The sequence below is a fragment of the Xanthomonas sp. AC360 genome (assembly GCF_979258225.1).
The window spans coordinates 1,328,741-1,354,632 of record NZ_OZ409846.1 but is presented as its reverse complement, the minus strand read 5'-3'; the positions used below and the strand labels follow the sequence as shown (position 1 = coordinate 1,354,632).

At 63.5% G+C, this 25,892-nt stretch carries 24 protein-coding genes and 1 other RNA gene; 13 read left to right on the top strand and 12 right to left on the bottom strand.

Annotated features, from left to right (window positions below; genetic code table 11):
• The first annotated feature begins 9 nt into the window (after window positions 1-9).
• Complete coding sequence (locus tag ACZZ0O_RS05780) at window positions 10-837, top strand: hypothetical protein (RefSeq protein ID WP_463590225.1); 828 nt, start codon at window positions 10-12, stop codon at window positions 835-837.
• 160 nt (window positions 838-997) lie between these two features.
• On the opposite strand, the gene ACZZ0O_RS05775 is transcribed toward ACZZ0O_RS05780, so the two are convergent.
• Window positions 998-2,056 carry an NAD(P)-dependent alcohol dehydrogenase gene (locus ACZZ0O_RS05775; protein WP_463590224.1) on the bottom strand — a complete coding sequence of 353 codons (1,059 nt, stop codon included), beginning with the start codon at window positions 2,054-2,056 and terminating at the stop codon, window positions 998-1,000.
• Window positions 2,057-2,361: 305 nt separating this feature from the next.
• Between ACZZ0O_RS05775 and ACZZ0O_RS05770 the strand changes: the two genes are divergently transcribed.
• Complete coding sequence (locus ACZZ0O_RS05770; protein WP_323519665.1) at window positions 2,362-3,438, top strand: glycoside hydrolase family 5 protein; 1,077 nt, start codon at window positions 2,362-2,364, stop codon at window positions 3,436-3,438.
• 421 nt (window positions 3,439-3,859) lie between these two features.
• On the opposite strand, the gene ACZZ0O_RS05765 is transcribed toward ACZZ0O_RS05770, so the two are convergent.
• Entirely contained in the window at window positions 3,860-4,069 is a 210-nt protein-coding gene (locus ACZZ0O_RS05765) for a hypothetical protein (protein WP_463590223.1), read from the bottom strand.
• Window positions 4,070-4,123: 54 nt separating this feature from the next.
• On the opposite strand from ACZZ0O_RS05765, the gene ACZZ0O_RS05760 reads away from it, so the two are divergent.
• The 3 genes from ACZZ0O_RS05760 (at window position 4,124) to ACZZ0O_RS05750 (ending at window position 7,333) form a co-directional block, all read left to right on the top strand.
• The gene (locus ACZZ0O_RS05760) at window positions 4,124-5,173 is read left to right on the top strand and encodes a glycoside hydrolase family 5 protein (protein ID WP_463590222.1); all 1,050 of its coding nucleotides are present in this window, start codon (window positions 4,124-4,126) and stop codon (window positions 5,171-5,173) included.
• 360 nt (window positions 5,174-5,533) lie between these two features.
• Entirely contained in the window at window positions 5,534-6,646 is a 1,113-nt protein-coding gene (locus ACZZ0O_RS05755; RefSeq protein ID WP_463590221.1) for a glycoside hydrolase family 5 protein, read from the top strand.
• Between the two features lie 243 nt (window positions 6,647-6,889).
• Entirely contained in the window at window positions 6,890-7,333 is a 444-nt protein-coding gene (locus ACZZ0O_RS05750) for a PepSY domain-containing protein (RefSeq protein ID WP_323539134.1), read from the top strand.
• Window positions 7,334-7,613: 280 nt separating this feature from the next.
• Here the strand turns inward: ACZZ0O_RS05750 and ACZZ0O_RS05745 are convergent, their stop codons facing one another.
• Both ACZZ0O_RS05745 and ACZZ0O_RS05740 read right to left on the bottom strand, forming a co-directional pair.
• Complete coding sequence (locus ACZZ0O_RS05745; protein ID WP_463590220.1) at window positions 7,614-9,440, bottom strand: M28 family metallopeptidase; 1,827 nt, start codon at window positions 9,438-9,440, stop codon at window positions 7,614-7,616.
• A gap of 55 nt (window positions 9,441-9,495) precedes the next feature.
• Window positions 9,496-10,152 carry a DUF4097 family beta strand repeat-containing protein gene (locus ACZZ0O_RS05740; protein WP_323520827.1) on the bottom strand — a complete coding sequence of 219 codons (657 nt, stop codon included), beginning with the start codon at window positions 10,150-10,152 and terminating at the stop codon, window positions 9,496-9,498.
• A gap of 97 nt (window positions 10,153-10,249) precedes the next feature.
• Here ACZZ0O_RS05740 and ACZZ0O_RS05735 point away from each other — a divergent pair, with 97 nt between their 5' ends.
• Window positions 10,250-11,548, top strand: a complete 1,299-nt coding sequence (locus ACZZ0O_RS05735; protein WP_463590219.1) for a murein hydrolase activator EnvC family protein — start codon at window positions 10,250-10,252, stop codon at window positions 11,546-11,548.
• On the opposite strand, the gene ACZZ0O_RS05730 is transcribed toward ACZZ0O_RS05735, so the two are convergent.
• Complete coding sequence (locus ACZZ0O_RS05730) at window positions 11,545-11,709, bottom strand: hypothetical protein (RefSeq protein WP_463590218.1); 165 nt, start codon at window positions 11,707-11,709, stop codon at window positions 11,545-11,547. The two genes, ACZZ0O_RS05735 and ACZZ0O_RS05730, sit on opposite strands and share 4 nt — an antisense overlap.
• Window positions 11,710-12,056: 347 nt before the next feature.
• Between ACZZ0O_RS05730 and ACZZ0O_RS05725 the strand changes: the two genes are divergently transcribed.
• Together ACZZ0O_RS05725 and ACZZ0O_RS05720 are read left to right on the top strand one after the other, a co-directional pair.
• A complete protein-coding gene (locus ACZZ0O_RS05725) occupies window positions 12,057-13,631 on the top strand; it encodes a S41 family peptidase (protein WP_463590217.1) in 1,575 nt (524 codons plus the stop codon).
• Window positions 13,632-14,214: 583 nt separating this feature from the next.
• Window positions 14,215-14,290, top strand: a non-coding RNA gene (locus ACZZ0O_RS05720) — sX9 sRNA.
• 124 nt (window positions 14,291-14,414) lie between these two features.
• Here the strand turns inward: ACZZ0O_RS05720 and ACZZ0O_RS05715 are convergent.
• The 3 genes from ACZZ0O_RS05715 to ACZZ0O_RS05705 form a co-directional block, all read right to left on the bottom strand.
• Window positions 14,415-15,401: a D-2-hydroxyacid dehydrogenase family protein gene (locus tag ACZZ0O_RS05715; RefSeq protein WP_463590216.1), complete on the bottom strand. Its 987-nt coding sequence runs from the start codon at window positions 15,399-15,401 to the stop codon at window positions 14,415-14,417.
• Window positions 15,401-15,718, bottom strand: a complete 318-nt coding sequence (locus ACZZ0O_RS05710; protein ID WP_055852962.1) for a DUF1820 family protein — start codon at window positions 15,716-15,718, stop codon at window positions 15,401-15,403. The genes ACZZ0O_RS05715 and ACZZ0O_RS05710 overlap by 1 nt, the downstream gene beginning before the upstream one ends.
• A 108-nt stretch (window positions 15,719-15,826) precedes the next feature.
• A complete protein-coding gene (locus tag ACZZ0O_RS05705; RefSeq protein ID WP_463590215.1) occupies window positions 15,827-16,519 on the bottom strand; it encodes a rhomboid family intramembrane serine protease in 693 nt (230 codons plus the stop codon).
• A gap of 218 nt (window positions 16,520-16,737) precedes the next feature.
• Between ACZZ0O_RS05705 and ACZZ0O_RS05700 the strand changes: the two genes are divergently transcribed.
• Both ACZZ0O_RS05700 and ACZZ0O_RS05695 read left to right on the top strand, forming a co-directional pair.
• On the top strand, window positions 16,738-18,078 hold the full coding sequence (locus ACZZ0O_RS05700; RefSeq protein WP_323539128.1) for an outer membrane protein transport protein: 1,341 nt from the start codon (window positions 16,738-16,740) through the stop codon (window positions 18,076-18,078).
• 361 nt (window positions 18,079-18,439) lie between these two features.
• Window positions 18,440-19,141, top strand: a complete 702-nt coding sequence (locus ACZZ0O_RS05695) for a 2OG-Fe(II) oxygenase family protein (protein ID WP_463590214.1) — start codon at window positions 18,440-18,442, stop codon at window positions 19,139-19,141.
• A 266-nt stretch (window positions 19,142-19,407) separates the two neighbouring features.
• Here the strand turns inward: ACZZ0O_RS05695 and ACZZ0O_RS05690 are convergent, their stop codons facing one another.
• Window positions 19,408-20,502, bottom strand: a complete 1,095-nt coding sequence (locus tag ACZZ0O_RS05690) for a PA0069 family radical SAM protein (RefSeq protein WP_463590213.1) — start codon at window positions 20,500-20,502, stop codon at window positions 19,408-19,410.
• Window positions 20,503-20,641: 139 nt separating this feature from the next.
• Here ACZZ0O_RS05690 and cls point away from each other — a divergent pair, with 139 nt between their 5' ends.
• The 3 genes from cls to ACZZ0O_RS05675 all read left to right on the top strand — a co-directional run bounded on the left by cls (window position 20,642) and on the right by ACZZ0O_RS05675 (window position 23,222).
• The gene (gene cls / locus ACZZ0O_RS05685) at window positions 20,642-22,102 is read left to right on the top strand and encodes a cardiolipin synthase (protein ID WP_115559381.1); all 1,461 of its coding nucleotides are present in this window, start codon (window positions 20,642-20,644) and stop codon (window positions 22,100-22,102) included.
• Between the two features lie 71 nt (window positions 22,103-22,173).
• Window positions 22,174-22,443 (top strand): hypothetical protein, encoded by a 270-nt coding sequence (locus ACZZ0O_RS05680; RefSeq protein ID WP_463590212.1) that lies wholly within the window; start codon window positions 22,174-22,176, stop codon window positions 22,441-22,443.
• Window positions 22,444-22,454: 11 nt separating this feature from the next.
• Entirely contained in the window at window positions 22,455-23,222 is a 768-nt protein-coding gene (locus ACZZ0O_RS05675) for a pyridoxine 5'-phosphate synthase (protein WP_463590211.1), read from the top strand.
• 567 nt (window positions 23,223-23,789) lie between these two features.
• Here ACZZ0O_RS05675 and ACZZ0O_RS05670 read toward each other — a convergent pair.
• The 3 genes from ACZZ0O_RS05670 to ACZZ0O_RS05660 form a co-directional block, all read right to left on the bottom strand.
• Window positions 23,790-24,197, bottom strand: coding sequence for an ExbD/TolR family protein (locus tag ACZZ0O_RS05670; RefSeq protein WP_463590210.1), 408 nt, complete (start codon window positions 24,195-24,197; stop codon window positions 23,790-23,792).
• 826 nt (window positions 24,198-25,023) lie between these two features.
• Window positions 25,024-25,437, bottom strand: coding sequence for an ExbD/TolR family protein (locus ACZZ0O_RS05665; RefSeq protein ID WP_055852577.1), 414 nt, complete (start codon window positions 25,435-25,437; stop codon window positions 25,024-25,026).
• Between the two features lie 3 nt (window positions 25,438-25,440).
• Entirely contained in the window at window positions 25,441-25,863 is a 423-nt protein-coding gene (locus ACZZ0O_RS05660) for an ExbD/TolR family protein (RefSeq protein WP_005912447.1), read from the bottom strand.
• Between the last annotated feature and the right edge of the window lie 29 nt (window positions 25,864-25,892).

Sequence of the window (25,892 nt, the reverse complement as noted above, 5' to 3'; positions counted from 1 at the left end):
TACCTACATATGGCGTTTGAAGGCCTAAGTATTCCAACGGTTGTCTGGTCTGGAATCATCGCTGCTGCGATTTCACTCGCAGGAGTTTTGCTTTCAAATTGGAGTACTTCCCGCCGTCTACGTATGCAGCTACAGCACGACGCGGCCGAGAAACTTAAGGACCGCCTCGGCAGCCTACGTAAGGAAGTTTATCTGCAGCTCTACAGCGACATCACCGCTTTGCAAGGGCACCTTGGTGCGCTATCAGCTAAGGACCTTACCTCGCCGGAGTTCGCGGCGCCAATCCAAGCTGTTATTTCACAGCTTGCCAGGGTGCAACTAGTGGGCGGTTCCGAAGTAATGAAACAGGCAGATGATCTAAGCGCGTCATTCACCGAGTCACTGTTTCACTTAATGGCGGCCGCAAAGCCTATGCACGAACTCAAATCCAAAATTGGGATCGCGGATCAGTTTTACAACCAGAATATGCAAGAGCTGCAGCGCATTAACGCAGAGATGATGGCGCAAAACGAATCCGGTCATCCTGACACCAGTCGCATGGCTGCACTTCAGCGATCATTCGACCACTTTCACTTTCAATACAGTACACACAGGCAAGAGCGCGACCAAGCGTGGGAAAGTCACAATGCTTTGCATGTGCAGTTCTTGGATGTAGTCAAAACTCAAGTTCAGTACATGGCGCCGGCACAAGCAAGGTTAATGGCCGCACTAAAAAACGAGATTGGTGTTACTACGGACGTCACTGAGCTTCTAAATCAGATTGAAGTAAGACAACAACGGATAGAGGCTGCAGTTGACGGCCTACTTCCTATATTTTCTGATTTCAAAGTTAAATAAGTCTCGTCCAACCGATATAACGTATGTGTAATCTTTCTGCTTAGCTAGCAGAAAGGTTAGTGGCATTTCGACCGAAGCCACGTGTCCACGACTGTTTACGTCCGGCCACCGTCTACGTCCAGCGAGGACGTAGACGGTGGCAAACTAACGTAATCGCGAATCAGGCCGCCTTATCCAGCGTAGCCATGTCGATCACGAAGCGGTACTTCACGTCGCTCTTGAGCATGCGCTCGTAGGCCTCGTTGATCTGGTCGGCGCGGATGGTTTCGATGTCCGAAACGATTTTGTGCTTGGCGCAGAAGTCCAGCATTTCCTGGGTCTGGCGGATGCCGCCGATCAGCGAGCCGGCCAGGGTGCGGCGCTTCATCACCAGGTTGAACACGGCCGGCGACGGGTGCGATTCCTCGGGCACGCCCACCAGCACCATGGCGCCGTCACGCTTGAGTGCATTGATGAACGGATCCAGGTTATGCGGAGCGGCCACGGTGTTGAGGATGAAATCCAGGGTGTTGTACTGCGCCGCCATCTGCGCTTCGTCCTTGGAGATCACCACTTCGCTGGCGCCCAGGCGCATCGCATCGGCGCGCTTGTTCTCTGAGGTGGTGAACAGCACCACGGTGGCGCCCATCGCCTTGGCGATCTTCACGCCCATGTGGCCCAGGCCACCCAGGCCGACCACGCCAACCTTCTGCCCCGGGCCCACCTTCCAGTGCGCCAGCGGCGAATAGGTGGTGATGCCGGCGCACAGCAGCGGCGCCACGGCAGCCAGGTTGTCGGTGTGCGAGATGCGCAGCACGTATTTCTGGTCGACCACGATATGGTCGGAGTAACCGCCATAGGTGTTCTCGCCGCCGCCGAACATCGGGCCGTTATAGGTGCCGGTGAAGCCGGCTTCGCAGTACTGCTCCTCGCCTTCCTGGCAGGAGGCGCAGCTGCGGCAGCTGTCGACCATGCAACCAACGCCGGCCAGGTCGCCGACCTTGAAGCCGGTGACGGCGCTACCGACGGCGGTCACACGGCCGACGATCTCGTGGCCCGGTACCGACGGATACCGCGTGTTGTGCCATTCGTTGCGTGCGGTATGCAGGTCCGAGTGACACACGCCGCAATAGGCGATGTCGATCTGCACATCGTCAGGGCCAGGCGCGCGGCGTTCGAACGCGAACGGGGCAAGCGGCTGGTCGGCGGCTTGGGCGGCAAAGGCGTGGGCTTGGCTCATGGGAGGCTCCGGGCGTGATGTCATTCGCATATGCGAACAACAGAAGAAAATGGAAGCGGTAGCTTAAGACAGGGACCCGTCGCGCTCCTGCGACAGTGCGTCTTGTGTGTCGTGTTGCGGACGCTACAGGAGCAGCATCATGCGCCGCGCAGGTGTTCTATCCCGATCAAATCCATGTTGCACGGCGTGAATGGGGCGCTAACGCCTGAGCTTCTAGGCTCATCAGGTACCCGATCGCCCTGCACCATCCCAGCTGGCCGTGCCCTCCCCCGCGGCCACCCACGTCGATGCCGAAGGAGGCTTCCATGTTCCGCGCTCCCAAAAAATTCCCCAGTCTGCGTAGCGCCGCGCTCGCACTGACCTTGCTCGCAGCAATGCCGCTGGCGCACGCCAAAGAGCCCAATGGTCCGAAGAAGGAGTCCGCTGGTCTGAAGTATGTCGGCGTCAATCTGTCCGGCGCCGAGTTCAACTCACGCAAGAAGCCCGGCACCTTGTTCAAGGACTACACCTACCCGGCGGCCTCGGATTTCAGCTATTTCGCCGGCAAGGGCATGAATACGATCCGCCTGCCGTTTCTGTGGGAGCGTCTGCAACCCGAACTCAACGGTGAGCTGGATGCGGCACAGTTGGGGCTGATCAAGAAATCGCTCGAAGCGGCCAAGGCGAACAAGCAGTTCCTGATCCTGGATCTGCACAACTACGCCAAATACAACGGCAAGCGCATCGGCACCGATGAGGTGCCCCCTGCCGCACTGGCCGATCTGTGGCGCCGGCTGGCGCTGGAGTTCAAGGACGACAAGGCGGTGATCTTCGGGCTGATGAATGAGCCCAACGGCATCTCCGCAACCGACTGGGCCACCGCTGCGCAAGGCGCGATCAACACGATCCGCAAGACCGGCGCTCGCAACCTGATCCTGGTGCCGGGCACCGCGTATACCGGCGCGCACAGCTGGCGCAGCAGCAGCTACGGCGTCTCCAATGCCAAGGCGCTGGCCATCCTCAAGGACCCCGGCAACAATCTGGCCTTCGAAGCGCACCAGTATCTGGACAACGACTACAGCGGCACCAAACCGCAATGCACCAGCGACAGCGTGGGCGAAGAAAAGCTGCGCGGCTTTACCGACTGGCTGCGCGAGAACAAGCAGAAGGGCTTTCTGGGCGAATTCGGCACCGCCAACAATCCGGTCTGCGACAAGGCGCTGGAAGGCATGCTGACCTACATGGAAAAGAACAGCGACGTGTGGCTGGGCTGGACCTGGTGGGCCGCCGGTGCATGGTGGAAGCCGGATTACTTTTTCACCGTGCAACCAGGCAAGGACGGCAGCGACAAGCCGCAGATCAGGATTCTGAGCAAGTACGCACGCCGTGCGGGCAAGCACTGACGGCAGCGATCTAAATCGATAAGACGCGGGCGACGCTATTAGGTCGCCCGTTTTTTTTTGCGTCGCGTTGCAGTGGCCACGGTTAGCGCTTGATATCGGGCGGGACTCGGGATTGCGGCTGATTGATGACAGCCATGCGGTGGACGAACGTTGGCGCGATATGGACCTCGCCACACCGCTGCTGCAGGTCCGGTTTCGGTGGATGCAGCTGTCGTTGTCGCCGGGAGCGTTGTCTCGAAGATGGAGGCACCGCCATCGACCACGATCATGGCAGTGGATCGCGCGCTAGGCGCGCAAGGCACAATCGCCCTACTCCGTGCTACGCGATTGCGGTGCTCGGCGCATGCAGGCACGTCTGCGTCCGCGCGTTGCGTCATGCGTGTCCGTGCACGCCAGCATTGGCGCAGTCGCTGTCATCGCCTCAACACCGATGCATTGATGCATTGATGCGACCAATACCATTGCGAAGTTGCAGCAGAGCCGCTGATTCAAGGCATTCTGGCAACGCGCGCAGTGCATAGACAAAAACAGCTTGCAACTGCGAAGCACCGCACAGCTTGATGCAGTGATACCTCGCATCCGTAGTTGCGCGCGGCAGATGCGCATAGGCTGAGGTCGATGCGTTGTGCATGCGAACAACTGCGATGCAACGCATCTCCCCCCGTAGATGCTTCAGGAGTTCCCCATGTCCCCCTCTCCCACCTGGCCGCGCCAGCTGCTGTGCTGTGCGCTGGCCGCGCTGTTGCTGGCGGCGCTTCCGCATGCGCAGGCACAAAGCGGTGCGCTGCGTCTTGCAGGTATCAATCTGTCCGGCGCAGAAATCGCCTCGGCAAAACGCCCCGGCGTCGTCAATGTCGATTATCGCTATCCAACTCCCGGCGAATACCAGCACTTCGCCAACACCGGCATGAACGTGGTACGCCTGCCCGTCTTGTGGGAGCGTCTGCAGCCCAAGCCGCAAGGCCCACTGGACCCCGCACAACTTGCGCTGATCCGGCAGGCCGTGGCCAACGCCAAGGCAGCGAACATGGTGTTGATCGTGGATATCCACAACTACGCCAAATACTACGGGCAGAAGATCGGCACCCCGCGCGTGCCGATCAGCACCTTCACCGATGTGTGGAAGCGGTTGGCGGTGGCCTTCAAGAACGATAACGCGGTGATCTTCGGGCTGATGAACGAGCCCTACGACATTGCGCCGCAGAATTGGGCCGCCGCCGCACAGGCAGCGATCGACGGCATCCGCGCTACCGGCGCCAACAACCTCATCTTGGTACCCGGCGCACTGTGGTCCGGAGCACACAGTTGGTATTCCACCATCGCCGGGCAATCCAATGCCGTTGCTTTGGCCTCTCTCCGCGACCCGCTCAATCGGTACGCCATTGAGGTGCACCAATATCTGGATACCGATTCCAGCGGCACCAGTGCCGGGTGTGTGAGCGCTACCATCGGTGCCGAACGCTTGCGCAGCTTTACCGGTTGGTTGCGTACCCAGCGCAAGCGTGGGTTCTTGGGCGAATTTGGCGCCTCAACCAACCCGACCTGCATGCGCGCGCTGGATGGCATGCTGCGGTATCTGGAGGCAAACCGCGATGTCTGGCTGGGTTCCAGCGCCTGGGCCGCCGGCGCCTGGTGGCGTGGCGATTACCCCTTTACGCTGCAGCCCGATCGCAATGGACGCGACAAACCGCAGCTGTCCATCCTGAGTGCGCACGCACGTCGCATCGCGCGCTGATTCAACCCTGCGTGCTTTGCCAGCGGTGCCGTTTTCGCGACGGCACCGCTTTGGTGGATATCGGAAATGACCGCGCCACCGAGATGGCGCCACGCAACTGGCACATTGCCAAATTCCGCCAGCATCTCGGCACATACCAATGCGTATCGCGAGAATCACGGCACTTTAGTGATAACCGATATGCACGCATAAACGTGCTCTTCCATATTAAGTGCGCAGTGGTTCGCACTTCTTGGCGTATTCATTGATTTACCACTCTTTGGCACACGTGATGCATCGCAACACGCAGATGCAGCGCACCTTGCGCCGATCGCACGCCATTGGGGCGGCGACGCATCTTACCCGCCCAGGAGTTGCTTCATGTCACGTCCATCTTTTCCACTACGCCACCTTGCTGCGTGCGCCCTGTGTTTCATGTTGCTTGTCGGGACGTCATGCGCGTACGCGCAGACACGCGCACTGACGCATGCCGGCGTCAATTTATCCGGTGCCGAATTTGCGTCATCCAAAAAACCCGGCGTGCTCAATAAAGACTATATGTACGCCTCGGCCAACGATTACAGTTATTTCGCTGGCGTCGGAATGAATACGATCCGCTTGCCGATCTTGTGGGAGCGTCTGCAACCCAGCGCGCGCGGCGAGCTGGATCCGGTGCAGCTGGCCCTGGTGCAACAGGCGGTGGCGCGTGCCAAGGCGTCGGGCATGTATCTGGTCATCGATATCCACAATTACGCCAAATACTACGGTTACAGGATCGGCGGACCGGAAGTGCCGGTGGCCACCTTTACCGATCTATGGCGCCGTCTTGCAGTGGCATTCAATGGCGACAACGCGGTGATCTTCGGGCTGATGAACGAGCCCAACAATATCTCGTCCAGCGAATGGGCCGGCACTGCGCAAGCGGCCATCGATGCGATTCGCAGGACCGGTGCCAACAATCTGATCCTGGTGCCCGGCGCCTTGTGGACGGGTGCGCACAGCTGGTATTCGCCCACCAGCGACGGCTACTCCAACGCCACTGCGCTGGCGGCCATCAATGACCCGCTCAACCGGTACGCATTCGAAGTGCATCAATATCTGGACGCCGATTCCAGCGGCACCAGCAGCGTCTGCGTCAGCTCCACCATCGGCGCCGAGCGTTTGCGCAATTTCACCGAATGGCTGCGCACCAATCGCAAACGTGGCTTTTTGGCCGAATTCGGTACTGCCAACAACCCTGTCTGCAATGAGGCGCTGCAAGGCATGCTCGGCTACATGGAAAGCAATGCGGACGTGTGGCTGGGTTGGACGTGGTGGGCGGCAGGTTCGTGGTGGAATCTCTCCTACGCCTACAACGTGCATCCGAACAAGGACGGCACCGACAAACCGCAGATGACGATCCTCTCGCCGCAGGCCGCAAGCGCAACCCGTGCACCCGGCACCGCCGCTGCACGTCTAGCTGCACCTGCACCTGCAGCGCGCACCACGCGCTGAACACACGACACGACAAGCCGCCGCAAGGCGGCTTTTTTTATTGGATGACTTGAACATCGTGGTCCACGTCTGCAATGCAATGCCGGCGCACTGGAATCAAAATGTAAATCCAACGTGCAGAAGCGATGAAGAGCGACCACGACTTTCAGTTAACTGAACTTTTCTAACTGAATTTTCCAGGTTTTCACCCAGCCACGATCCAAGGGCGGCGAGCATGGCGGCACTTCACAGCAGGAGCCTCTCATGGCACATCGCATGATGACCACCGCATTGATCGGCGCGCTGACGCTTGTTTCGCAGGGCGCCTTTGCGCAGGACGCCGCCAAGCCGGCCAAGGCGCTCACCTCCAACGAGGTGACCAGCATGTTGACCGCCAAGGGCTACACCAAGGTGCACGACGTCAAATTCGAGCACGGCGTGTGGACCGCCGATGCCCGCAGCGGCGATGGCAAGGATGTGGATGTGCACATCGATCCGGTCACGGGGCGCGTCTATGGCGACCAGACCGCATCGCGACTGAGCGAAGCCGACGTCCGCGCGGCGCTGTCCACTGGCGGCTACGCAGACGTGCACGATCTCAAGTTCAAGGATGGCCTGTGGAAGGCCGACGCAAAGCACAACGGGCAGAAGGTCGAGTTGCACGTGGATCCCGACGATGGGCATGTGGTCAGCGTCGACAACGATTGAGTGTGCTTGAACGCGTGTACGTCGGGCGGGCAGGGCAGTGCGCTGGTTGAAGTGCACAGTGAGCAGCCGTTGCAGCCGGCATCGAATCTGATGCGACATTTAGCGGCGTCGCGGCATCTGTTAGCCAACGCTCTATCGCCACCCACGAAGCACGACTAAAAACAAAGGGCCTCCAGTCGGAGGCCCTTTGTCTTGCACGTAACTCGCTTCAGCTGCCAGCGCCGGCACAACAGCGCAGGCAGCATCCCTCACCGCACGAACAGCGAGCTCCTTGCACGCCTCACCGCGCAGGTGCGGCGTTCTTTGCATCCGCCTCCTTGGCGTTGCTTGGTTTGGCATTCTTCGGATCGGCGTTGCCTGCGACCGGCTGCGCTGCCGCGGCGCCAGCGCCCGGCTTGCCGGCCAGAATGCGGTCGCGCGCGGCCTTGAACGGATTGCCGGGGTACCAGTTGGGCCAGCGGTCGCCCGCGGCCACGTCCTTGCCGACGCCATACATCGCTTGCAGGTCTTCGATAGTGCCGTCGAGCTTCCAGGTCGCCGCGTCGTACTCATCGCCGGGCGCGTGATAGCGATTGCGGCCGTAATCCTGGGCGGCCGCACGTCCGGCCGCGGTGCCGCCGTCGCGCAGGTCTTCGCCGCCATCGGCATACAGCGCCGGCACGCCGGCCTTGGCGAAGTTGAAGTGGTCCGAGCGGAAGTACGAGCCGCTTTCCGGCGTGGCCTCGGCGTGCAGCGTGCGACCCTGCATCGCAGCGATCGGTTTGAGGATGTCTTCCAGTTCCGAGCTACCCATGCCCACCACGGTGACATCGCGTGCGCGCCCGGCCACCGACATCGCGTCCAGGTTGATCACCGCAGCGATCTTGTCCAGCGGGAAGCTCGGGTTGGCCACGTAATACTTGGACCCGAGCAAGCCGGATTCTTCCAGCGTCACCGCCACGAACACCACCGAGCGCGCCGGCTTGGGGTCCTGATGCGCAAAGGCGTCGGCGATTTCCAGAATGCCGGCCACGCCGGTGGCGTTGTCCACTGCACCGTTGTAGATGTTGTCGCCGGTTTCGCCCGGATGCTTGCCCAGGTGATCCCAGTGCGCCATGTACAGCACCGCCTCATCGGCATGGCTGCTGCCGGGCAGCACACCGACCACGTTGCGCGAAGTCTTTTCGGCGATGCTGCTCTTCAGATCTACCGACCAATTGGCCTTTAGCGGCACCGGCTTGAAGCCGCGCTTGCTGGCGTCCTTGTAGGCCTGCGCCAGGTCCAGCCCGGCATTGGCGAACAGTTGCTTTGCGGTGTCGGCGCTGATCCAGCCCTGCACCGGCAGGCGCGGGTCCGGGTCGTCCTTGGCCGGTAGATCGTATTGCGGGCCGGACCAGGAGTTCTTGACCACGTCCCAGCCGTAACTGGCGCCGGGCGTGTCGTGCACGATCAACGCCGCCGCTGCGCCCTTGCGCGCGGCCTCTTCGAATTTATAAGTCCAGCGCCCGTAATAGGTCATGCGCTTGCCGTCGAACAACTTGGCATCGCCGGTATGGAAGCCAGGGTCGTTGACGAACATCACCACCGTCTTGCCCTTCCAATCCTGGCCGGCGTAATCGTTCCATTGCTGCTCGGGCGCATCCACGCCGTAGCCGACGAAGACCAGCTCGCTGTTGTCCAGCTTGATCTCGGGTTGACCGGTGCGCGTGCCCACTACGATGTCGGTGCCGAAGGCGAGGGTGCGGGTCTGCTCGCCGCTGCGCAGGCTGGGGGCGGTGGCCGCGTCGGCGGTGGTTTCCACCATCGGCACCTCCTGGAACCAGCTGTCCCCATTCCCCGGCTGCAAGCCGATGCGCTGCATCTGGTCGCGGATATAGGTCACGGTCTTTTCTTCGCCGGGCGTGCCCGGGCCGCGTCCTTCGAAGTCGTCCGAGGCCAGCGTCTTGACCAGCTCGGCAAAGTCACCGGTGGTCAGCTCCGGCGAGAACGCGTGCCGGCTGACCGGTGCGCTGGGCGTGGCATCGGCCGGCGTTTGCGCCGCCGGTGCGGACGGCGCGTCGGTCGATTCGCGTTTGCAACCGGCCAGGGCCAGGGTCGCGGCCAGACACAACAGGATCTTGCGGGGCATCGGAACTCCTCGTGCAACGGAGTCCCGATCTTAGAACGTGCGCGTGGTGAGCGCGTCAGTCCTTGGGCGCCACATCCGAATCGAAGCTGCGTGCGGTGGCACCGGTGACCGCGCCGATCTTGGCGGTGCGATGCACGTACAGATCCACATCGCGCTCGAAGTTGAGCGGCCCATCGACCACCGCCTTGGGGCCGATCACCACGCGCGGTTTGCGCGAGGGCTTGAAGGAAAAGCTGAAGTTCGGCTTGGTCACCTCGATACCGCCATGCACATGCGAGCCCACGCCAACGGTGATGTCGCCGTTGACCGTCTCGATGTCCTTGCCGAGCTCGGTTTCGACCAGGCCGATACTGCCGTTGACGGTTTCCACGCCACCGCTGACCTGGCTGCCGCGCTCGACCAACACGCTGCCATTGACCGTTTCCAGGCCCCCGGAGACGGTGACCTTGCGGCCCAGGGAAATCGCGCCGTTGACCGTGGACACGCTGCCGGTGCGGGCCCCATCGCCGATCGTGATACCGCCGTTGACCGTTTCCACATCCTGGGTCTGCGCACCGGCGCCGATCTCGATGGAGCCGTTGACCGTTTCCAGGCCGCCGTAGGTCTTGCCGGCCTCGGCGCTGATGCGGCCGTTGACCTTACTGATGCCTTCTTCGGCCCAGGCGGTTGAGCAGGCCAGGGACAATGCCAGGAGGAGATACTGGAGCTTCATGCTGAACCTCGCGCGGTGGCGTCTGTCGTGGGCGTGGCGGCGATCACACCATGCTTGGCTACAATCGCGCACCTGCCTGAAGTCACTGGACCTTTCGTTGCCCCCTTCGCCTGCACCGCTGCCGCGTCTGCCGCTCGTCTCCGCCACCGGCGTTGGGCGCAGCTGGCTGGCCACGACCGCGTTGGTCTGCATGCTGCTCGGCAGCACCGGCGCGGGCGCGCAGAACCAGCGCGAGACCGAGCGCAAACTGCAGCAGCTGCGCGATGAGCTCAAGACCATCAGCGCCGACCGGCGCGAGCTGGAAGGCAAGCGCGGCACCGCGGCGCAGCAACTGCGCCAGGCCGACGAAAAGGTCGCCAAGACCTCGCGCGCCCTGAGCGAAACCGAAGCGGCGATGCGCGCACAGGAACAGCATCTGTCCACGCTGCAACAGGACCGCGCGCAATTGCAGCGCGGCCTGCAAAACCAGCGCGTGCAGCTGGCCGCATTGTTGCGCGCCGCCGATCAGGTAGGCCGCAACGCGCCGTTGAAGGTGTTGCTGTCGCAGGACACGGTGGGCGATGCCAACCGCATGCTCGCCGATCACCGCTACGTGCAGAACGCACGCGCGCAGCGGATCCACGCGCTGACCACGCAGCTGGATGCGCTGACCAAGGTGGAACAGGACATCGCCACCCGGCGCCAGGCGCTGGATGCGGCGCGCGCGCAACAAAAGGCGCAGGCCGCCACCTTGCAGAAGGACCGCTCGCAGCAGGCGGCCACCGTGGCGCAGCTGGATGATCGCTATAAACAACGTGCCGAGCGCGAAAAGGCGCTGGGCCAGGATGCCAAGTCGCTGGAGCAACTGCTCGCCAATCTGCGCGCGGCCGCGGCCAAGGCCGAAGCCGAACGCCGCGCGGCTGCAAAGCGCGCGGCCGCCGAAGCCGCCGCACAGGCCAAGCGCAGCAAGACCGATCGCCCGGAGCGTCCGGGCAAGACACCGCCCAAGGTCATCGCCAGCGCACCGGCGCCCAAGGTCGGTGGGCTCAGCTGGCCGGTGGCGGGCAATCTGCTGGCACGCTTCAACGCCACACTGCCCGACGGTCACACCAGCAAGGGCGTGCTGATCGGCGCGCCCAAGGGCAGCACGGTCACCGCGGTGGCCGACGGCACGGTGGTGTTTTCCGACTGGATGACCGGCTACGGCATGATCCTGATCGTGGACCACGGCAACGGCTACATGAGCCTGTACGCGCACAACGACACCTTGCTGCGCGATGCCGGTGCGGCGATCAAACGCGGCGAAGCGGTGGCCAAGGTCGGCAGTTCGGGCGGGCAGGGCGTGCCGGCGCTGTACTTCGAATTGCGGCGCAATGGGCAGCCGGTCGACCCATCGAGCTGGTTGCAACGGCGCTAGTCGCTACGTGCGGTGAGCGGGTGCCGACGCGGCGCATCGCGGAGCTCGCAGCCGTGCTGCCGGTCGCTGCCGCGGTCGGTGATCAGCGTCTGTGCGTCCTCGCAACGCGCCGCGGTCACCGCAGCGGCCAGACGCTGCTCACCAGCACGTGGCGGCGACATCGCAGCGCTGCAGCGCGTTTCGCCGCTGCGGCTTTGCCGGCCACCCCGGCAATGCTTTCATCGCGGCACTGTCCGGCTGCACATCGAAGCAGCGCATGGCACTGCGGTTGGCGGTTGGCGGCCGGATGCGAGCAGACACCCGTGCGCTGCACGCTCGCCGCACTCGAGTTGCAGATGCCCGGCCGCCCCAATGCGTCACACATCCGTGCTTCGGTCGCCAGCCAGCTGGCCGCCACCGAACTGCCCACGCAACACGCGCGTAATTCAACGCGGATTTACCGCTGCTTCGCGCATAATCCGGTCAGCTCCGTCGTGCGGGGCGTCTTATCTCTTTGTCGGAGTGCTTCATGCGCGTAGCCGTCCTGTCCGTTGCCCTGTCGCTGGCCTTGTTCGCGTCGCCTGGTTGGGCGCAGACCGCCCGTCCCGCCGCCGCCCAGGCCGCTGCGGACGATCCGGAAGCCAATGAAGCCGCCGTCTCCAAGGTACCGCTGGACGAAATCCGTCGCTTCGTGGCGGTGTACAACGCGGTCAAGCAGGCCTACGTCGACCCGGTCGAAGACAAGAAGCTGATGCACGCCGCGGTGCGCGGCCTGCTCTCTGACCTGGACCCGCACAGCACCTATTTCGACAAGGAAGATGCCGAAGCATTCGACGAACAGGCCACCGGTGCCTATGACGGCATTGGCGTGGAGCTGTTGCAGCAACAGGACAACACGCTCAAGGTGATCGCGCCGATCGACGACACCCCGGCGGCGCGTGCCGGCATTCGCGCAGGCGATGTGATTGTGGCCATCGACGGCAAGCCGATCGACGCCAGCAAGGCGATGGAACCGCTGCGTGGCGAATCCGGCAGCAAGGTCACCCTGACCATCGTGCGCGACAAGACGCCCAAGCCGTTCGATGTGACCCTGCAGCGGCAGACCATTCGCGTGGCCAGCGTGCGCAGCAAGCTGCTGGAGCCGGGCTACGGCTACATCCGCATCAGCACCTTCCAGGCCGACACCGGCGCCGATTTCCAGAAGAACCTCAAGCAGCTGCAGGCCGGCGGAAAACTGCGCGGGCTGGTGCTGGATCTGCGCAGCAACCCGGGCGGTCTGCTGACCTCGGCGGTGCAGGTGGCCGACGATCTGCTCGACAAGGGCAACATCGTCAGCACCCGCGGGCGTATCTCGATCAGCGACGCCAAGTTCGATGCCACTCCGGGCGACCTGCTCGGCGGCGCACCGGTGGTGGTACTGGTGGACGCCGGCTCGGCGAGCGCCTCCGAAGTGCTGGCCGGTGCGCTGCGCGACAACCAGCGCGCGCGCATCATCGGTAGCCGCACCTTCGGCAAGGGCTCGGTGCAGACCGTGCTGCCGCTGGATAACGGCGACTCGGTCAAGCTCACCACCGCGCGCTATTACACCCCCAGCGGCAAGTCGATCCAGGCCAGCGGCATCGTGCCGGAAGTGATGCTCACTCCCGAACCGCAGCCCGGCGATGCCGACGTGCCGGCCAGCCTGGCCGATTTCAGCGAAGCCACCTTGCCTGGCCATCTGCGCGGCGATGCCGAGGGCGAAGAGGGCTATAGCGCCGGCGATGTATTGCCTGGCGATGGCCCGATCACCGCAGCGCTGGCCGAGCTCAAGCAGCCCGGCTCGGCCGCCAAGGCGCAAGCCGCGCTCAAGGCAAAAGCCCAGTCCGCACAGAAGGCAAGGGCGGCCACCAAGGCAGCCTCCGAGCCGAAGCCGGCAGCAGCGCATCCGGCGAGCACCGACAAGGCCAAGCCAACTGACCCAGCCAAGCCGGCAGCGCCAACGGAAAAAACCAAGCCAGCCACCCCTGCTGACCCAGCCAAGCCCGCAGCACCTGCCGACAAGCAGACACCTGCCGAACCGGCCGCGCCTACGGATAAGCCGGCACCGGTCGAACCGGCCAAGTAAGCGCAGCGAGCAGGGTGCGAGCGCGGGTCGGCTGGATGATGCCGGCGCCGCGCTCCTCACACGCTGCGCGCACGCACACTGGTGCGCGCGGCGTGTCCGATCAAGCTTGTCCATGCATTGCATGACGCGCGATGCGTGCTGCGTGCTGCGTGCTGCGATCAGCGAATTTGAAGCCGCATCCCTCAGTGACTCCAGTGCAGTGACTCCAGTGCAAAGCACGCGCTGTGCGCGCTCGCGTCGCTATGTCTACGACAAACGTCATTGTCTCAGTCAGTGACAGCACCGATCGCTCGCACGGCGCCGGACGTTGTTCGATACGGTAATCGCTATAGCGCAGGAAACTTCGCTGCGCACCACACCCAGATCTTCGCGGGTAAACGAAGGCCGCGTAAGTGCGTCATTGAATCACCCGCTCGCTCAGACATGCGTTGATCGGACGATCATCGCTCTGTGAGCGATCGACTAGTTGCATGGATTGCCAGCGGCATGCAGCGCCGTGTCGGGCGCCGGTTTCAGTGCAGCTAACGAAGGGACTGTGCAGCCGCCATGCGGCCGGTGCTCGGTGCTCGGTGCTCGGTGCGGCATGTACCACGCGTTCAGTCCGGTTCCTCCACGCCGTCCATGCCCACCTGACCACTGCTCGCTACGTGTTGTTAGCCGCGCTTCGTCCTACGCAATCCAGCGCCTTTGCAAAACTGTCCATGTGTTTGCGTACGCGTCGCTGCGCCATTCGCGTGCATAGGTCTTCGCGCATGCGTGGTCCGACTCACCACGCAAAACGCGCTAGCGCGTCATCGCCAGCACTTCCGGATTGACCAGATTGCACGGGGTGCCCGCAGCAAAGGCCAGCACATTGTCGAAGGCCGCTTCGAAGTACAGCGCGTAGCTGTCGCGTTCCACATACCCCAGGTGCGGTGTGGCCAGCAGGCGCGGGTGCTGCAGGAGCGGGTCGCGCGGGTCCTGCACCGGCTCGCGCTCGAACACATCCACCGCCGCCTGCCCCGGCCGACCAGCATCCAGTGCGGCCAGCAATGCGCCGGGTGCGAGTAATTCGGCGCGGCTGGTGTTGACCAGCAAGGCATCGGTGCGCATGTGGCCCAGATCCTGCGCGGTCACCTGATGGCGCGTCTGCGCAGTGAGCCGGCGATGCAACGACAGCACATCGCTGCGCTCGAACAGCTCCTGGCGACTGGCCGCAATCGCGTACCCATCGCGCGCCGCCTGCGCGCACGATGCTTCGCCGCCCCAGACCAGCACCTGCATGCCGAACGCGCGCCCGAACCCGGCCACGCGTTGACCGATGCGCCCATAACTCCATATGCCTAGCGTGCGCCCATGCAGCGACCGGCCCAGACCGGGGTCGCCCACCGCCTGCCAGCGGCCCTGGTGCAACGCGCGCTGATACTCGGTCAGGCGGCGGCTGGCCGACAGGATCAGCGCCCAGGTCAGCTCGGCCGGCGCCACCGGCGAGCCGACGCCCTCAGCCACCGCCACCCCGAACTCGGTGCACGCGGCCACATCCACATGCGTGCCCACGCGCCCGGTCTGGCTGATCAGCTTGAGCCGCGGCAACCGGCGCAACAGCGTCGCATCCACGCGGGTGCGCTCGCGGATCAGCACCAGCGCATCGGCTTCGACCAGGCGCTCGGCCCATTCGTTGGGATCGGTGGCCAATGCACCGAGCACCTGCACATCGTGGCCCTGCAGCCGCTGCAGACAGGGCAGCTGACGCACTGCGCCCTGGTAATCGTCGGGCACCAGAATGCGCATCAGCGTGGCTTGGTCGGCACCGGAAAGGCCACCACCTTGTCGCCGGTGGTGGCATCGCGGATCACCGACTGGCCTTTCTTTTCCACTTCTTCGATACGCACGATGCTCTGCATCGGCAGGTGCAAGGTCTTGGTATTGCCGAACTCTTCGCGCAGGCGTTCTTCGGTGGGATCCACCACCAGGCCGTCGTGCACGTCGAACACCAGCTCGCCGATCTGGTTGAAGCCCCACAGATGGCTGCCGGTCACTTCGTGCGCGTAGAGCTCGTACACCTTGCCGTGATTGAGAAAGGTGACTTTGTACAAGGGCTTGGACATGCACCGATTATAGGCGCGCCATCGCGATGGACGCAGCGTACGCGCGTTGGCCCGCCACACGCACACGCGCCGCCACACGCCCGCGTCCCCGATGCGTCGCTTGCCGCGCTAAAACCCGTGGCGCTTGCGCAACCGTCGCGCGATGGCCGCACGCACATACAGCCCGTAGACGATGCCGAACAGGAAGCCGGCGATGTGCGCCGACCACGCCACCATGCCGAACGCCGGGCCGATGTAGGCGAACACCACCTGCAGCAGTGCCCAGGCACCGATCAGCAACGGTGCCGGCACGCGGATGAATTCCAGAAACAAGCCCAGCGGCAGCACCACGCCCAGCTTGGCGCCGGGAAACAAGGCCAGGTAGGTGCCGATCAACGCCGACACCGCGCCGGAGGCGCCGATGATCACCCGGTCCGGTGTGCCGATCGCAAAGATCGCCGCCAGGTTGGAGGCCGCGCCGCCCACCAGAAACAGCAGCAGCAAGCGCCACGGCCCCAGGATGCGTTCGGCCGGCAGCCCGAAGATCAGCAGGAACACCAGGTTGCCGAGCAGATGCGACCAATCGGCGTGCAGGAACAACGCCGTGAATAGCCGCAGCACGCTGCCATCGCGCAAGGTCGCCCACCAGTCGCCCAGATTGGAGACGCCACTGGACAGCGCGCCCCAGTCCAGCCACAGCGTATTGCGCGCTTCGCCCGGCCGGCTGATCGACCACAGATAGGCCAGCCACACCGTGGCGAACAACAGCGGCACCGCCCAGCGCGGGTTGGGTTTCTTGCGGGAGGGGAGGGAAACGAACATCGGAGACGCACAATAGCCGGTCCACGGGCCTGAACCCAGCCCCAACCCAACCGCGTGTTCAGGACGCAAGTCGTTATTGTTCGGTTAATCGTGGTGGGTATACTGCGTACGGCGTCGTATGTCGGGGGGGGGTCTCCGGCGCGCTCCAGGCACTGGATTGGTGCTGGGCGCGGGCGCTGAACCGACCATTGCAGTCTTTATCCGGAGAGCTACAACTCATGTCTACCGCTTCCACTCTGAGCCGCGCCACCCTGCTGGCTGTTGGTATCGCTGGCGTTCTGGCCGTTGGCCAGGCGCACGGCGCCGCATTCCAGCTGAAGGAAAACAGCGCCAAGGGCCTCGGCCGCGCATTCGCAGGTTCGGGCAGCGCCCCGGACGACGCCTCGATCATCGTCAACAACCCGGCCGGCATGCGCCAGCTGGACGGTCGCCTGTTCCAGGCCGACGTCAGCGCCATCCACTTCTCGGCCAAGTTCAAGCCCGAGAGCGGCAACTACGCCAACGGCGCCCCGGTGTCCGGCGGCAACGGCGGCGACGCTGGCACCATCGCGCCGGTACCGGCGATGTATTTCCACGTGCCGTTCGGCGAGAACAACAACATGCACCTGGGCACCTCGCTCACCGTGCCGTTCGGCTTCAAGACCGAATACGACCGTGACTGGGTGGGCCGCTACCACGGCACCAAGACCGAGCTGCAGGCGATCGACTTCAACGTCGCGTTCTCCTACGACGTGAATCCGTACGTGTCCTTCGGCGCCTCGGTGTTCGCCGAGCGTCTGGATATCGATCTGGGCAACGCGGTGGATTTCGGCAGCATCCTTGCTGCGCGTCGCGTGCCGGGCTTTGCGCCGGGCAGCGCCGACGGCTACTCGCGCATCAAGGGCAACAGCACCGAAGTGGGCTTCACCCTCGGTGGCTTGTTCAGCATCGATGAGAACACCCACATCGGCTTCAGCTACCGCTCGGAAGTGGAGCACAAGATCACCGACGGTGATGCCGACTTCACCACGCCGGGTAATGCCGCTGCCGTGTTGGGCGTCGCCGCACCGGGCACCTTCATCGACACCAAGGGCCGTGCCACCGTCACGCTGCCCGCCAGCGCCACCGCCAGCTTCACGCACAACGTGAACGAGCAGTGGTCGATCATGGCCGACGTCACCCGCACCGCTTGGAGCAAGTTCGACCAGGTGACCGTGGACTTCGCGTCCAATCAGCCCAACAGCGTGCTGGACTTCTCCTACCGCGACACCACCTTCGCCTCGATCGGTGCCGACTACCGCATGAGCGAAACGCTGACCCTGCGTGGCGGCCTGGCCTACGACCAGACCCCGACCACCGCCGAGCACCGTGACGTGCGCGTGCCCGATGCCAGCCGCAAGTGGGTCTCGCTGGGTCTGAGCTGGCGTCCGTCGCAGCAGGCCGAATACAACTTCGGTTACACCCACCTGTTTGTCAGCGACCCGACCAGCGACACCCGCAGCGCCACCGGCGACCGCCTGGCGGGTAGCTACGATGTGCAGGGCAACATCCTGGCTGCCTCGATCAACTACAAGTTCTGATCGTCGCAAACCGCGTTGTGTGATGAAAAACCCCGCTTCGGCGGGGTTTTTCTTTGGGCGGCTGTGCGTTGCCATGGTGCGTGGGCACACTGAGCGGCTGGGCCGATAAGCTGCATCGACAGACGCGTTGCGCGGTGATCTTGTTGGTGGCCGTTTGGGGCTACGTCATCTCCGCAATCACAGCGCGACGCCGCCGACGTAACAAAGCGACGGCGATCAGTGATGGGCGACATTCCGCCGACGCAGCACGGTGATCGAAGGCGCGCGGACTTCCGAGCGTCAATGCATAAGGCTCGACGCATTGGAAATCCTTTGATCACGCTGCTTACCGCAGCGCGTTTACATTGCTATGGTCGTGTGCATGAGCCAACCCGACTTTATCCAGATTACCGACAACGCCGTGGCGGCCGCCGATTGCGCGGCGATCGTGCAGCGCATGCGCGACAGTCAGCAGCTGCATCCGGGCCGCATCGGCGGCGGCGTGTTTCCCGAACTCAAACACAGCCGCGATCTACGCATCAGCGGTGTACCCGAGTGGGCCGAAGTGGAAAGCCGCCTGCAACAGGCGGTGTTCGACGGCGTGCTGACCTATCTGCGCCAGTATCCACAGGCACTGATTTCGCCGTTGATGCTGCAGGTCACCACCGCCGACGGCACACCGCATCGGCTGGTGGCCGAGGACATCGCGCAGATGAGCGACCAGGCGCTGGGCGATCTGGCGCGCACCTGCCTGCGTCCGGGCGCGATCAATCTGCAGTGGTACACCGCCGACCAGGGCGGCTACCCGTATTGGCACTGCGAGCTGTATCCACGCGATGCCAGCGCCGACACGCTGCATCGGCACCTGCTGTGGACGCTGTATCTCAACGAGGACTTCGAACAGGGCGAAACCGAATTCCTGTTCCAGCAACGCAAGGCCCGCCCGCGCACCGGCAGCCTGTTGATCGCCCCGACTGCCTTCACCCACACCCACCGCGGCAACCGCCCGGTCGGCGGCGACAAATTCATCGCCACCAGCTGGATCCTGTTCCAATCGGCGCAGGCGCTTTACGGCGGGGAATAGGGAATAGGGAATAGGGAATCGCAACGGCAACGGCAACGGCGGCGCGTCGTTGCTGTTGCCTGGCGGCTTTCATTCCTGTGGCTGATTGCTACTGCCAGAACAGCTATGTGGATTGATACGCGCTGCCGTAGTGACGACAACACTTCATCGTGATCAACCAAATCGCCCCAGACATCGCAAACGTTTCATATCAGCCAAGCGGAACTGATCGGTAGAAGCGCCACTGCCGTTACGAATCCCCAATCCCAACTCCCCAATCCCGGCAGCTAAAACAACTGCCCCTGCGGTGAGTCGGGCACCGGCTTGGCCGGGGCGGCAGGGCGGCGGAAGGCGCTGCAGTCCAGTGCCGGCATCGCGCGCGTCTCGAATCCTGCGCGGCGATGCGCGAGCGCAAAGCGGCGCGCCAGCAGGTCGGCATACACGCCTTGCCCACGGAAGCGAGTGCCGAAGCTGCTGTCGTAATCCTTGCCGCCGCGTAACTGCTGGATGGTGCTCATCACATGCGCGGCGCGCTGCGGGTGATGGGTCTGCAGCCAGTCGCGGAACAAGGGCGCCACTTCGTGCGGCAGCCGCAGCAGCACATAGCCGGCACTGCTCGCACCCGCGTCGGCAGCGGCCTGCAGAATCGCTTCCAGCTCATGGTCGTTGATCCACGGGATCACCGGCGCGGCCATCACGCCCACTGGCACGCCGGCCTCGTGCAAGGTGCGCATCGCGCGCAGACGCGCATGCGGTGCAGAGGCACGCGGCTCCAGCTTGGCCGACACCTGCGGGTCCAGCGTGGTCACCGAAAAATACACGTTGACCAAATTCTCGCGCGCCAACGGTGCAAGCAGATCCAGATCGCGCGTCACCAACGCATTCTTGGTGATCAGCGTGAACGGGTGCCGCGTTTCCCACAGTACTTCGATCAATTGCCGCGTCAGTGCCCGCTTGCGCTCGATCGGCTGATACGCATCGGTATTGATGCCCAGCGCGATCGGGCTGGGCACATAGCTTGGCCGCGCCAACTCACGCCGCAGTAGGTCCGGCGCGTTGGTCTTGGCGAACAGCTTGGTCTCGAAATCCAGCCCGGGCGACAGATTGAGATACGCGTGCGAGGGCCGCGCAAAGCAGTAACTGCAGCCGTGCTCGCAGCCGCGATATGGGTTGACCGATTGCGAGAAGCCGATGTCCGGCGACTGGTTGCGGCTGATGATGCTGCGCGCGGTTTCCTCGGTGACCTGCGTGCGCAGCACGCCCGCAGCGAACTCCTCGCTGTCGTCCACGTGCCAGCCATCGTCCACCGCCTGCTCGGTGGTGACCTCGAACCGTCCGGGCAGATAACCGGTCGCACCCCGGCCCTTGATTGCGCTTGCCATGAGCGCATCGTACGACCGGCAGGTCTCATACGCCGCGACCAGGCGTTCGACACAATGAAGCTTTCAGGCCGGTGTCGATGCGCCACCGCATTGGCGCCACGGTCATCGCAGCAAGGCGCACGCGCCGTAGAATCCGCGCATGCTCGCATTTGCTCAGGGCGCGTGGGATTGGCTGGCCAACATTCCCCATCTCGAAGCGCTCCTCCTCGCCGCCTACGTGCTCTACCTGCTGTGGATCGCCAGCTGGATCGTGCTGCAGAAGCGCGAGCCGGTGGCCACGCTGAGTTGGGTGCTGTCGTTGGCCGCGTTGCCGTACCTGGGGCTGCTGATCTATTACTGGCTTGGCCCGCAAAAAGTGAAACGCCAGCGGCTGCGGCGTGGGCGCTCGCGTTCGGGGATGGAAAGCTACAGCAGCGTCTGCCCGCCGGATGCCGATTGCACCGAGCTTGCCAAGATCGCCCAGTCCACCACCGGGCTGGCACCGAGCAGCGCCACCGAAGTGCATTGGCTGGTGGATGGCGCGGCGACGTATGCGGCCATCATCGAGGCGATCCGCAGCGCTCGCGACCACATCCATCTGGAGTACTACATCTTCCAGCCCGACCACAGCGGCACCGCGATCTGCGATGCGCTGATGGAACGCGCCCGCGCCGGGGTGAAGGTGCGCCTGTTGATGGACGCGATCGGCTCCTCGGCGATGACCCGGCGCGCGCTGCGCACGCTGCGCGATGCGGGCGTGGAAACCGCCTGGTTCCATCCATCGCAGTTCCTCAAGCCCTTCAAGCGGCCGTGGCTGAACCTGCGTACCCACCGCAAGCTGCTGGTGGTCGACGGCCGTATCGGCTTCACCGGCGGCATCAACGTCACCGACGAAGAGAACGAGCAGGTGCGCAGCGATGCGTATCGCGACCTGCATGTGCGCCTGCAGGGCCACGTGGTGCGCAGCCTGCAGCTGGTCTTCCTGGAAGACTGGCTGTATGCCACCCGGCAGGAGCGCGCCGCCTTCCACGGCCAGCAGCTCTGGCCTGAAGACGTGCCCACGCGGGCGCAGGGCACGGTGGATGCACAGGTGCTGGTGTCCGGCCCGGATTCCTCGTGGGAAGCCATCCACCGCCTGATGGTCGCCGCCATCCACGAGGCCAAGCACCGGGTCTGGCTGGTCACGCCGTACTTCGTTCCCGGCGAGGCCGCGCGCATGGCGCTGACCTCGGCCGCGCTGGGCGGCCTGGACGTGCGCCTGCTGGTGCCGCGCGTCAGCGACTCGCGCCTGGTCACCTATGCCGCGCGCTCGTATTTCGACGAACTGCTCGAAGCTGGCGTGCGCATCTACGAGTACGGCCCGCGCATGCTGCACACCAAGGCGCTGCTGGCCGACGACGAGGTCTGCATTGTCGGCAGCGCCAATTTCGACAGCCGCAGCTTCCGGCTGAATTTCGAGCTATCGATGCTGTTCCGCGACCAGGCGGTGTCCGCCGAGCTGGCCGGGATGATCGACACCGACATGCAACAGGCGCAGGAAGTGCGCTTTGTGCATCGCCGTCCGCTCTGGCGCTCGCGCCTGCCCGAAGCCTTCGCACGGCTGCTGTCGCCGTTGCTCTGAGCGCCACCGGTCCCACGTGGAACCAGAGCGGGCGCGGCGCTACACTGCCGCCACTCATTGGGGAGCTCGTCATGCACTGGCTGTTTCTGCTTATGGCACTGGGTGCGCTGGTGCTGGCCTTCACTACGCCGCACGTGTGGTTGCTGGTGGTGTCGCTATTGGTGGCGTTGCTGTTGCTGCTGTTGTGGACCCGCGGCTGGTTCGCCGCGCGCATGGACGATACCCAGCGCGACACCAGCAGCATGATCGACCCGGCCGAGCTGCGCCGGCTGCGGGAGCTGGCCGAGGCCCGCAAGGCCGCAGCGCTGGCAGCATCCCGCGACGGCGAGCCGCAAGCGTAGAGAACGATGTCGTGACCACCCAGCTCAGCGTCAACGTCAACAAGATCGCGGTGGTGCGCAACTCCCGCGGTGGGCACGACCCGGATGTGGTGCAGGCGGCCCGCACCTGCATTGCCGCCGGCGCGCACGGCATTACCGTGCATCCGCGTCCGGATCAGCGGCATATCCGCGCCGACGATGTGCTGGCACTGAGCGCGCTCACGCGCGAGCACGGCGTCGAGTTCAATATCGAAGGCAACCCGTTTGCACCGCCGCGCGCCGGCTATCCCGGGCTGCTGGAGCTATGCGGTGCCACACGCCCGGAGCAGGTCACCCTGGTACCCGACAGCGATGGGCAGCTGACCTCAGACCACGGTTTCGATTTTGCGCAGGACACCACGCAGCTTGGCGAACTGATCGCTGCGTTCAAGGCGCTCGGCAGCCGCGTCAGCCTGTTTGTGGATGCCGGCAATCCACATCTTGACCAGGCTGCCGCACTGGGTGCGGACCGTATCGAGTTGTACACCGGTCCGTACGCGCACGCGCATGCCAGCGGGCAGCCGCAGACCGAACTGGCCCTGTTTGCCGACGCCGCGCGACGTGCCACCGCCGCAGGCTTGGGAATCAATGCGGGGCATGATCTGTCGCAAGCCAACCTTGGCGATTTTCTCGCCGCCGTGCCCGGCGTGCTGGAAGTGTCGATCGGCCACGCGCTGATCAGCGAGGCCTTGTATGCAGGCCTGGATGCGACCGTGCGGGCGTATGTGCAGCTGCTGCGCGGCGTCGGCACGCAGGCGTAGGCCACGAAGCGCTGTTTTCGTAGCGGTCCTTGATTTGCCAACGTTGCGCGGCGCACTGGGTGACGCAGCGCATTGCAGCGACGCTTGCGTGCACCTTCCAAAAGCTGCCAACAGAATGTGGTGAGCAGTCGGCAGGTGGGTGTATGTGGCGCACTCAGAACCGAAATGCATGCGTGGTACCTGCCGTACCAAGCACAAGCCGCGCCAGCCGGGTGGCTGCGCAATCGATCTGTTTGCCGCTCTAGTCTGTTAACCGCTCTAGGTCTGCCAAATTCTCACGCAACGCCATCCTGCCAGTTGGCCGCAGACAGGCCAGCGCAGGGTGGAACGCCGGCTGGCACCACGACGAGCGATGGACAACCCGCCACTGCTGCTGAGCATCAACCCACACAGCGTGCGACCGCCGGCGCATCACGCTGCCAATGATGCGCCACGGCAAGCCAGTGAGATAGGCGAGCGGCGCTGCGCTGCCTCCACATTCATCGCGATGCGGCTCACGCAGCGCATCGAGAGACACCGCGTGAGCCTTTGATGACCTGCACCGCACGACGCAGGCACCTCTGCGGTCTATTGCACGAAAGCGATGCGCTCTACCTGCGCGTTCTTCGCTGCTGCCAGCACCTTGGCCAGTACCGCATATTCGGCCTCCTGGTTGGCAGCGATACGTAGCTCCGGCTGATTGCCGGCTGTCTCGCGCATCTGTTCGATCAAACGCGGCTGCAGATCCTGCAAGCTCACCGGGCTGGCATTCCAGAACACCTGGCCGTCGGCATCGAGCCGTAAGGCGATCGGTGCAGGCGGCTCCAGCGGCACGCGCGGCTGGCGGGTGGACTGCGGCAGATCCAGCGTCATCGTGCGCGTCACCAGCGGCGCGGTGACGATAAAGATGATCAACAACACCAACATGACATCCACCAGCGGCGTGACATTGATCTCCGCCAGTGGTCCCCGAGTCCCTGCTGTACTGAAAGCCATGACTGCCTCCGGTGCTGTGATCGTGGGTGCTGCATGGCCGAGCATACACCTGGTAAGCCGCCATGGAATAGGCATCGAGATAGGTCTCAGCACGGCCTTGAACGTGGGAGCGGGGTGTTTCTGCGAAGAACCACGTGTCCAAGCGGACGCTCAGCCGATGGCATAAACGTGTGCGTTCGTGGTCCGGCCGCATGCAATGTGTTGTTGTTAGCTAGCTTCTAGCTGATCGCCTAAACATGTTGATCCGTGATGCGTACACATCCGAGGTTGCTCTCTAGCTGGCTTTTAGTTGGCTATACGCAACGCCAGACGTCTGTACACGCATGCACTGTCTTGCCCGCATGATGGGTAACCACCACCACTTCAACGAGTGGTGCGGATTAAGTAAAGGGAATCTCGAAGCGAGAAAGCCGCCTTCAGTTGCATTAGATGTCTACCCATCCGAGGTTGCTTTCTAGCTGGCTTTATTTGTCTCTGCGTAACGCCAGAAGTCTGTACACGCATGCACCGTCTTGCCCGCATGATGGGTAACCGCCACCACTTCAACGAGCGGTGCGGATGAAGCAAAGGGGATCTCGAAGGGAGAAAGTCGCTTCGGTTCGCACGTATCTGCAACGAATAATCCACTGCATCAAACCGCTGCTGCAGATTCTCGGTATCTCGCACTGCAAGGCGAAGTGTCCATCTGTTGTTCGCACGCGATCGCGTCGGTGAGATCGCAGAGTCGCAGGCACCAGCCCATAGGAGCAGGCACAAAAAAACGCCACCGTTTCCGGTGGCGTTGCAGTCGCGTCATGACTGTTGTGTTGCGGTATTGCAGATGCGTTTACTGCTGCATGAAACCGATTTTCTTCATCTGCGAGTTCTTCGCAGCGGCCAGCACCTTCGCCATCACCTCGTACTCCGCATCCTGATTTGCATCGATGCGCAGTTCCGGCTGATTGGTCGGATCGGCCTGGACCACTTCTTCCATCTTCTGCTGCAACTGATCAACCGGCGTCGGGCTGTTGTTCCAGAACACCTGGTTGCTGGCGTCGATACGCAACTCGATCGGCGGCGGCGGCTCAGTCGTCTGCGGTGGCGGGTTCAGCACCCGCTGCGGCAGATCCACGGCGATCGGATACGTCATGATCGGCGCGGTCACAATGAAGATGATCAGCAGCACCAGCATCACGTCCACGAGGGGCGTGACGTTGATGTCGGCCATCGGCCCACGGCCTCCACCAGTACTAAATGCCATGGCTTACTGCCCCTTCACTTTGGTTGCAACAAAACCGACGTCCAACATGCCCTGACCCTGCGCGATCTTGGTGATCTCGTTGATCGTACGCATTTTGGTCGTGCGGTCGCCGCGCAGGTTGAGCGGCGGCTGCGGGGTCTGCTGTGCTGCGGTGGACAGGCGCGACTCCAGGGCTTCCTTGGAGATCGGCTCGTCGTTCCAGTACAGCGACCCATCTTCCTTGACGGCCAGAGTGATCGGCGCGGCGCGTTTCTCCGCATCTTCCTTCTGGATCAAGTTGGCCTCTGGCAGCTCCACCTTGACCTTGTGGGACATCAGCGGTGCCGTAATGATGAAGATGATCAGCAGCACCAGCATGACGTCCACCAGGGGCGTCACATTGATGTCGGCCATCGGGCCACCGCTGTTTCCACTACTGAAGGCCATAACGGGCTCCGTCTAAATCGTTGCGAAGG